The following is a 4,995-nucleotide window of genomic DNA, read 5'->3' on the forward strand; positions in this document are numbered from 1 at the left end:
CCCCGCAAACCCTTTTCGCCCCGCGCGCCCCCCCAACCCCCCCACCCCCCCCCCCTTGGGGTGCGCCACAACCCCCGCTCCTACGAAAAACGCCTTACGATGTGGCTGCGAACTCCGCCGCGAAGGACTCAAGCCACGACCGGAATCAGCGGGTCGGCAGCCGCCAGGGCGATGGCACGATCGGCGGCCGGCGGGTAGATCCACACGGTGTTGATCTCGGTCTTGATCTTCTTGCCTTCCTCGCGCTGGAAGCGCACCTGGCGGTCCCAGCCTTCGGTGAACAGCGCACCCCAGGCGCCGAGGTCCAGGCAGGTCACGTACTTGGGCTGGCTGTAGGGGATGGGCGCTACGCCCAGCAGGTCGGCGGCGGCGTTGTTGCCGGCCGAGCGGCCCAGGGAGATGGCGTGCTGGCAGGTCATCAGCGCGTAGTTGCCGGCATCATCCACCGCGGCGTAGGCGACATCGCCGGTGGCGAACACCGCGTCCTGGCCGATCACCTGGAGGTTGCGGTCCACATGCAGGCGACCCTGGCGGTCGCGCTCGGCGGGAACCTGCTCGGTCAGCGCGCTGGCGCGCACACCGGCGGTCCAGATCACGGTCTTCGCCTCGATGCGCTCGCCGCTGGAGAGGGTCACGCCGTCCCCGTCGATGGATTCCACCGAGGCGTTCAGGCGCCATTCCACGCCGACTTCGGCGGAGGCTTCGGCCACCACGGCCTGCGAAGTGGCGCCCAGCGCGCTGCCGATCTGCGCACCGCGATCGACCACTATCACCCGTACCTTGGCATCCGCGCCCAGCACTTCACGTAGGCGGGCAGGCATTTCGGTGGCGGTCTCGATACCGGTGAAGCCGCCGCCGGCCACAATCACGGTGTTGCGTGCCTCGGATTCCGGCTGTTGATGCAGCGCGCGGAGGTGCGTTTCAAGGCGCACGGCCTGGTCGATGTCATCCACGTCGAAGGCGTGCTTGATGCCGGGCAGGGCGGGGCGGGCGACCTTGCTGCCGCTGGCGAGGATCAGGCGGTCGAAGCCCAGGGTGGCGACCTCGCCGCTGGCATTGCGGTAATCCAGCTGACGGCGGTCGACATCGATCTGCTCGGCGCTGCCCTGGATGAAGGTCACGCCCACGGCGCCGAACAGATCGCCCAGCGGCGCGGCCATCCGGTGCACATTCGGCTCGTAGAAGCGCGGGCGGATGCGCAGCTCGGCCTGGGGCGCGAGTACCGCGACTTCGACGTCGCTGCGCTGGTGCAGGTCGAGCAGGCGTGCGGCGCTCAGGGCGCTCCACATGCCCGCGAAGCCGGTGCCGACGATCAGGATGCGTTGTTTCATGGTGGTCTCCGACGAAAAGGATGAATCCAGGGTGTGGGTTTCCCGAGTGCCCGACATCGGAGCGGTTCGCTTCCCGGCTCGCCTCGGATAACTACGACTATATTTGTCGTAGTTATCCGGTGCAACCGATTTCTGCATCAACTCCGACCATTGGTCACGGCGGAATCGCTGCTCAGTCGTGCCGCTTCTGCTGCACCGTAAATCGTGGGGGAAGCCGCATGGCACGGATGGCGGGTGACGGGTCGTCAGGTTGCGTGCTTAAGTGATGGCCGGGAGCCCGGCGTGGCTTGAGAATAGTACGACTGAACTAGTCGGAGTTTATGATGGCTTTGTATAGTGCAGGCGTGGAGTACGGGATTCACTGCCTGCTGTTTTTGACCGACGAGAAGGGCGACAGCCGCGACTCCAGCGTACGTTCCCTGGCGGAACTGCAGGGCGTGCCCCAGGAGCTGCTCGCCAAGGTCTTCACCAGGCTGGCCAAGGCCGGCCTGGTGGCGGCTACCGAGGGCGTGCGCGGAGGTTTCCGCCTGGCGCGGCCGGCGGATGAAATCACCGTGCTGGATATCGTCAAGGCCATCGACGGCGACAAGGTGATCTTCGAATGCCGTGACATCCGTGGGCGCTGCGCCGTGTTCGAGGGTTCGCCGCCCGAATGGGCGACCTGTGGCACCTGCTCGGTCCATGCGGTGATGCTCACCGCGCAGAAGCGCATGGAGGAAGCCCTGGCCCAGCACACGGTGCTCGATCTCGCCCGGCGTGTCGGGCGCAAGGCGCCGCCGGAGTTCGGCGAAGCACTGGTGCGCTGGATGGACGCCCAGCGCGACGGTTCCGGTTCCGTCAGCTAGCGCGCATCGCCGCCGCGCGGCTTGTAGAAGACGAACTCGTCGGTTTCCGCTGTGCGGATGTACTCCTTCGCCCAGGACGGTGAGGCATGGCGATCATGGAAGTACATGGCGCCCCGCGTGCGGTCGCCCAACTGCTGGTTCAGGGCCCGGCGGGCGATTTCTTTGGCGATGTCGTAGCGGTTCTTCTCTTCCACCTGGTCGGAGCGCCCGTCGCACCACCAGGAGAACTGGCAGTGCTTCTGCGCCTGGCCCTGCTTGACCACGCCGCAGACGGTGTCCGGGAAGCCGCCATGGCCCATGCGGTTGAGCACCACGTTGGCCACCGCTTCCATGTCCGCCTTGCCGCCGCCCTTGGCTTCCCAGTAGATGGTCCGCGACAGGCACGTCAGCGCATCGTCCAGCGGCGCCTTGCCGGCCGGGTCCAGCGCCTTGACTTCGGATTTTGTGATGGGCGCCGGGCTGGCCACCGTGCTGGCCGGGTGGGCGACCTGCTGCTCCAGTACTTCGGCCTTGTTCACTGCAGCCTGGGCTTTCTCGTCCGTGGAGGTGCCGATGGAGGCGGCGGTGGACGAGGGTGCCCACAGGGTAAGCAGCAGCAACGGAAGAAATAGGCGGTACATGATCGAACCTTCCTGCGCAGTGATACCCATCCAGCCGTCGCACAACTTGCTTCAGGCATTTGCGACGGCGCCTTTGAGGCCACTTCCCGAACAGGAAAAGCGAAGCGACTGCGCCTGTTCGATGTGACGCTTCGCGGCGAACCTTGATTCAATTTTCCAGCCAGACGGTAACTCCTCCAGCCCGCGGATGCCGTGGCCTACGGCAGATAGCGCCGGAGAAATTCGGCTACCGCCTGCAGAACCGCCGGCTGTTGCTCGCGGTGCGGAACATGGCCGCAATCGGCCAGCAACCGGAGCATGCTCGGAACCCCGGGGACCGAGGTGAGACGCTCCGGGTGGGCTGCTGAACCATACTCGTCCTGCTCGCCGTGGAGGCTGAGAATCGGGCACTGGACCTGCGCGAGCTCTGCGTCCAAGTTCCAGTCGCTGAAGTCGTCGGACAGCCAGGTATCGACCCACGCACGCAGCACCCAGAACGCCTTGTCGCCGTGGTACTTCTGCAGGCGCTCCAGTTGGCCTTCACGGGCGAATTCCAGCTCGGCGGCGCGGATGCCGTCGCGGGTCCGGTGCTCGACGAAGGCCTGGGCCGACTCGGTAATCAATGCCGCGCAGCTCTGCGGGTGCTGTGCGGCGCAGGCCACCGCCATGGCGCCGCCGACACTGTGGCCGAACACCACGCCACGCTCGAAGCCGAAGTGCTGTTGCAGCAAGGGGAAGAAAGCCCGCGCCTCATCGTCGATGAAATCCAGCGGCAGGGCGCCGGGATAGCCTTCGGAGCGACCGAAACCGAGGCGGTCGTAGGCGATTACCGGGCGGCCGCTGGCGCGCGCCAGCTGCTCCGGAAAGTCGCGCCACAGCGTCACGCAGCCCAGCGAGTCATGCAGCAGCAGAATCGGCACGCCGACGGTTTCAGCGGGCATCCAGTCCTGGGCGAACAGCTGGCCCTTGTCGCTGTCGATCCAGTGTTCCCGGGTAGTGACGGCGGACAACATGCGGATCTCCAGTGAGGTTGATGGGGGCCATGGTAGGGCCGATAGGCTGCTAAGGAAACCTTAAGGCTGCCCGGCGATGATGGTGACTCGCGGCCGGAGCTGTCCCGGGCAGTGCTCACACCGGGTCCGGCCGCTTTTTTTGAATTGAAGAGGAGTCCTGCCTTGGACACTTGCCCTGGTCGATTGCGACAGGTCTGAACAGCGAGCCGTCCGGCAGAATCCTGCCACTGTCTCGCTGCGTTGCGGACAGTGGCGATACGCATCCCGCCAAGGGATGACGTCTCACCATTCCCCAGCGGGGCCGATCCGGCCCTTCGCTCCCTCGCAATCCCTCCCCCGAACGCGCGCCGGCATCGCCCGGCGCATGGAGCGGCCGTGCGCCGCAAACGAGGTGGAACATGGATTGGAAAATCTTCCTGCTGCGGGTCGCCGCGGCACTCATCCTGGGCGCCCTGATCGGCGCCGAACGCCAGCTGCGCCAGCGCCTCACCGGCCTGCGCACCAATGCACTGGTCAGCACCGGCGCCTGCCTCTTCGTGCTGATGACCCAGGCGATGCCGGGACTCTCGGCGGACGCCCCGCGCATCGCCGCCTACGTGGTGTCCGGCATCGGCTTCCTGGGCGGTGGCGTGATCATGCGCGACGGCCTGAACGTGCGCGGCCTCAACACCGCCGCCACGCTCTGGTGCACCGCCGCCATTGGAGTGCTGTGCAGCATGGGCCTGTTGCTGGAGGCCGCGCTGGGCAGCGTGGTGGTGCTTTGCGCCAATATCCTGCTGCGCGACATCGCCCAGCGCATCAATCAGCAGGACGTGGTTCCGGCCAGCGAAGCGGAGCAGCGTTATGGCGTCGCCATCGTCTGCCGCGCCGAGGATGAAATCCAGGTGCGCAGCCTGATGCTGCACAGCCTGGACAGCAGCGAACTACGCCTGCAATCGCTGCACAGCGAGGACCAGCCCAACCCGGCGAAACTGGAAGTGCGCGCCGAGTTGCTGGGCGGCCATGGCGCCGCCGGTCAGCTGGAACGCATGGTCAGCCGCATCAGCCTGGAGAAGGGCGTCAGCTCGGTGCGCTGGCAGCTGTTCGAGCTGGCCAGTGATTGAAACCGAGTTGCGCCAATGGGCTTTTCGTAGGAGCGGGCATTGTAGCGCGCCCGTGAAACAGGGGGGGGGGGGTTAGCGAGGAAGCGAGCGCCAACACCCCCCGC

The 4,995-nt window shown here is 66.4% G+C and carries 5 protein-coding genes; 2 read left to right on the top strand and 3 right to left on the bottom strand.

The window, feature by feature from the left end; all coding sequences use genetic code 11:
• Positions 1 to 128: 128 nt before the first annotated feature.
• Positions 129 to 1,331, bottom strand: a complete 1,203-nt coding sequence (locus tag ACCC94_RS27655; protein WP_413352788.1) for an NAD(P)/FAD-dependent oxidoreductase — start codon at positions 1,329 to 1,331, stop codon at positions 129 to 131.
• Positions 1,332 to 1,654: 323 nt separating this feature from the next.
• Between ACCC94_RS27655 and ACCC94_RS27660 the strand changes: the two genes are divergently transcribed.
• Positions 1,655 to 2,176 carry an RrF2 family transcriptional regulator gene (locus ACCC94_RS27660; protein ID WP_413352789.1) on the top strand — a complete coding sequence of 174 codons (522 nt, stop codon included), beginning with the start codon at positions 1,655 to 1,657 and terminating at the stop codon, positions 2,174 to 2,176.
• On the opposite strand, the gene ACCC94_RS27665 is transcribed toward ACCC94_RS27660, so the two are convergent.
• The gene (locus tag ACCC94_RS27665) at positions 2,173 to 2,796 is read right to left on the bottom strand and encodes a cell wall hydrolase (protein ID WP_413352790.1); all 624 of its coding nucleotides are present in this window, start codon (positions 2,794 to 2,796) and stop codon (positions 2,173 to 2,175) included. The two genes, ACCC94_RS27660 and ACCC94_RS27665, sit on opposite strands and share 4 nt — an antisense overlap.
• A gap of 197 nt (positions 2,797 to 2,993) precedes the next feature.
• Positions 2,994 to 3,785 (bottom strand): alpha/beta fold hydrolase, encoded by a 792-nt coding sequence (locus ACCC94_RS27670; RefSeq protein ID WP_413352792.1) that lies wholly within the window; start codon positions 3,783 to 3,785, stop codon positions 2,994 to 2,996.
• A gap of 401 nt (positions 3,786 to 4,186) precedes the next feature.
• On the opposite strand from ACCC94_RS27670, the gene ACCC94_RS27675 reads away from it, so the two are divergent.
• A complete protein-coding gene (locus ACCC94_RS27675) occupies positions 4,187 to 4,891 on the top strand; it encodes an MgtC/SapB family protein (protein ID WP_413352791.1) in 705 nt (234 codons plus the stop codon).
• Positions 4,892 to 4,995 lie beyond the last annotated feature (104 nt).

The sequence above is a fragment of the Pseudomonas sp. Pseusp97 genome (assembly GCF_047304025.1).
In the GTDB taxonomy this organism is placed as follows: domain Bacteria; phylum Pseudomonadota; class Gammaproteobacteria; order Pseudomonadales; family Pseudomonadaceae; genus Pseudomonas.

Bases quoted from the DNA above. Each gene is read 5' to 3' on its own strand.
- ACCC94_RS27655 (WP_413352788.1), bottom strand. From the start codon at position 1,331: ATGAAACAACGCATCCTGATCGTCGGCACCGGCTTCGCGGGCATGTGG.
- ACCC94_RS27660 (WP_413352789.1), top strand. From the start codon at position 1,655: ATGGCTTTGTATAGTGCAGGCGTGGAGTACGGGATTCACTGCCTGCTG.
- ACCC94_RS27665 (WP_413352790.1), bottom strand. From the start codon at position 2,796: ATGTACCGCCTATTTCTTCCGTTGCTGCTGCTTACCCTGTGGGCACCC.
- ACCC94_RS27675 (WP_413352791.1), top strand. From the start codon at position 4,187: ATGGATTGGAAAATCTTCCTGCTGCGGGTCGCCGCGGCACTCATCCTG.